The sequence below is a fragment of the uncultured Thiodictyon sp. genome (assembly GCF_903828115.1).
Classification (GTDB): Bacteria; Pseudomonadota; Gammaproteobacteria; order Chromatiales; family Chromatiaceae; genus Thiodictyon.
Window position 1 is genome coordinate 1 of record NZ_CAIKKU010000315.1, and the last position, 3547, is coordinate 3547.

Here is a 3547-nt window from a genome sequence, read left to right on the forward strand (position 1 = left end):
CTACCCGGGATCTCGGTCACCACATCAGTTCTGATCGCACCCGGGGGTGGGGGCGGGGGCGGGGGCGGGGGTTTCTCTGGCAGGGCGGCGGGCCTATGATGGGCCTTTGGCCGGCGGCACAGCGGCCACGGCGCCGCCGCAGCGACAGGGGTCTTTCATGCACAGCACCAGGCCGACCACGCGCTTCCAGGTCGAGCTCATCAAGCCATCCCACTACGACGATGACGGCTATGTGATCCAGTGGGTCAAGGCGTGGATTCCATCCAACTCGCTGGCGAGCCTCTACGGTCTCGCGCGCAATGCCAACCAGGCGGCGGTCCTGGGCGCGGGCGTGGAAATCCTCATCAACGCCTATGACGAGACCAACACGGTGGTGCCGGTGGGGCAGATCGTCCGCCGCCTCCAGCGCAACCCCGGCGGGGGCCTGGTGTGTCTGGTGGGGGTGCAGTCCAACCAGTTCCCCCGCGCCATGGACCTGGCGCGCCGCTTTCGCGCCGCGGGGATCCAGGTCGCGATCGGGGGCTTTCATGTCAGCGGCGTGCTCGCCATGCTCCCGCAGATCCCCCCGGAACTGCGCGAGGCGATGGCGCTCGGCATTACCCTGTTCGCGGGTGAGGCTGAGGGGCGCTTCGCGGACCTGCTGCGGGCGGCCTATGAACGGCGCCTGGCGCCGCTCTACAACTTCATGGATCAACTGCCGCAACTGCAAGGCCAGTCCCTGCCCTATCTCCCGCCGGCGGTGGCGCGGCGCTATGCCCCCATGCCCGGCACCTTCGACGCCGGGCGCGGCTGCCCCTTCCTGTGCAGTTTCTGCACCATCATCAATGTCCAGGGGCGCACCTCGCGCTTCCGTGACCCGGACGACATCGAGCGGCTGCTGCGTGCCAACCTGGCTCACGGTATCCGGCACTATTTCATCACCGACGATAATTTTTCCCGCAACCGCAACTGGGAGCCGATCTTCGATCGCATCGCCGCGGTGCGGCGCGAACTCGGGGTCAAGTTCAACTTCACGATCCAGGTGGACACGATGTGTCACACCCTGCCGGGCTTCGTCACCAAGGCGCGGGCGGCGGGCGTCTCCCGGGTCTTCCTGGGGCTGGAGAACATCAATCCGGCCAATCTCAAGTCCGCCAACAAGAAACAGAACAAGATCGCCAACTACCGCGCCATGCTGCTCGCCTGGCAGCGGCAGCGGGTGACCACTTATTGCGGCTACATCCTGGGCTTTCCCGACGACACGCCGCAGAGCATCCTGGCCGACATCGAGACCATCAAACGGGAACTGCCGCTCGATATCCTGGAGTTTTTCTGCCTGACCCCCCTGCCCGGCTCGGCCGACCACCAGGCACTGCACGCGCAAGGCGCACCGCTGGACCCGGACCTCAACATCTATGACTTGGAGCACGTCTGCACCACCCATCCACGGATGACCAAGGCGCAGTGGCAGGGGGTCTATCGGGCGGCCTGGGACAGCTATTACTCCATGGCGCACCTGGAGACCCTGATGCGGCGCGCCGCGGCCTTCGACCGCAACCCTAAACGCATAATGGAGATCGCACTCGAGTTCTACGGCTGCTTCAGGTTCGAGCGCGTACACCCGCTCCAGGGCGGGTTTCTCCGGCGCAAGGTCCGCACCGAGCGCCGGCCGGGACTGCCCCGCGAGCGCCCCTGGGTCTTCTACCCAAGACGGATCGGGGAGATAGGGCGCACCTACACCGGCCTACTCGCCTACGCCTGGCGGGTCTGGCGCCTTTACAGGAAGGTGAAAAAGGACACGGAGCGTCCCGGTTACAGCTATTTCGATCAGGCGCTGGAGCCGGTCAGTAACGAGTCAAGAACAAGTTAAACACGAACACAATCGTCGTTGTCGTTGTCGTGATCGAGTTTATCGTAGCGCCCTGGATGCTCTCGCACCCAAATTGCATCGCTTCTCCGATTACGACAACGACAACGACAACGACAATAGCGCTGGAAGCACTCCCTGAACCGTTCCTTCGACCCCGGAGCCATCAATGACCCAAGCACTGAACCTGGAGCTATCCGCGCTGACTGCCGTGTCCCCGGTGGACGGGCGCTACGGCGCCAAGACCGCGGACCTGCGCCCGATCTTCAGCGAGTACGGGCTGATCCGCTACCGCGTGCTGGTGGAGGTGCGCTGGCTGCAGGCCCTGGCGCGGCATCCCGCGATCCCCGAGGTACCGCCACTGTCCGCCCAGGCCCTCGACCTGCTGGAGGGCATCGCGCGGGACCTCCGCTTGGAGGACGCGCAGCGCATCAAGGAGATCGAGCGCACCACCAATCATGATGTCAAGGCGGTGGAGTATTTCCTGAAGGAGCGCATCAAAGGCAATCGCGAGTTGGCGGCGATCAGCGAGTTCATCCACTTTGCCTGCACCTCAGAGGATATCAACAACCTGGCCCATGCCCTGATGATCCGGGAGGGCCGCGGCCGGGTCCTGCTGCCGCTGATGGATGAGCTGATCGCGGCCCTGCGCGACCTGGCGCTGCGCTACGCGGACCTGCCCATGCTGGCCCGCACCCACGGTCAACCGGCCACCCCGACCACCCTGGGCAAGGAGATGGCGAACCTTTGCCACCGCCTGCGCACCCAGCGCGACGGGGTTGCGGCGGTCGCTCTGCGCGGCAAGATCAACGGCGCCGTCGGCAACTACAACGCCCATCTGGTCGCCTACCCGGAACTGGATTGGGCCGCCTTCGCGCGGGCCTTCGTCGAAGCCCTGGGGCTGACCTGGAACCCCTACAGCACCCAGATCGAGCCCCACGACTACATGGCGGAGCTGTTCGACGCGACGGTGCGCTTCAACAACGTGGCCCTGGACCTGTGTCGGGACCTCTGGGGCTACATCGCACTCGGTTATTTCAAGCAGCGCACCGTGGCGGGGGAGGTCGGCTCCTCCACCATGCCCCACAAGGTCAACCCCATCGATTTCGAGAATGCCGAGGGTAACTTAGGGCTAGGCAATGCCATCCTCGAACACCTGGCCGGCAAGCTGCCCATCTCGCGCTGGCAGCGGGATCTGACGGACTCCACGGTCCTGCGCAACTTAGGCGTCGGCCTCGCCCATACCAGCATCGCGCTGCAATCGGCGCTGAAGGGGATCGGCAAGCTGGAGGCGGACCCGCAGCGGCTGGCGGCGGACCTGGAGGGGAACTGGGAGGTGCTGGCCGAACCCATCCAGACCGTCATGCGCCGCTACGGTGTCGCCGCGCCCTATGAGCGGCTCAAGGAACTGACCCGCGGCCGGCGCATCGGCGCCGCGGCCCTGGCCGACTTCATCGACACACTCGAGATCCCCGCCGCGGCCAAGGCGCAGTTGCGGGCCCTGACCCCTGCCACCTATATCGGCAACGCGGCCGAGCAGGCGCGGGCCATTGCGCTGCCGAGTGCCGACTGACTAAACACAATCGTTGTCGTTGTCGTTGTCGTAATCGGAGAAGCGAGGTACTTTGGGGTGCGAGCGAATCCGGGGCGCTACGATAAGCTCGATTACGACAACGACAACGACAACGACAACGGTGCCAA

At 65.3% G+C, this 3547-nt stretch carries 2 protein-coding genes; both read left to right on the forward strand.

All coding sequences use genetic code 11. The features are described from left to right. Positions 1-157 precede the first annotated feature (157 nt). Positions 158-1849: a radical SAM protein gene (locus tag QZY48_RS11480; RefSeq protein ID WP_295430991.1), complete on the forward strand. Its 1692-nt coding sequence runs from the start codon at positions 158-160 to the stop codon at positions 1847-1849. A 166-nt stretch (positions 1850-2015) separates the two neighbouring features. Beyond that, the gene (gene purB / locus QZY48_RS11485) at positions 2016-3419 is read left to right on the forward strand and encodes an adenylosuccinate lyase (protein WP_295430992.1); all 1404 of its coding nucleotides are present in this window, start codon (positions 2016-2018) and stop codon (positions 3417-3419) included. Positions 3420-3547 lie beyond the last annotated feature (128 nt).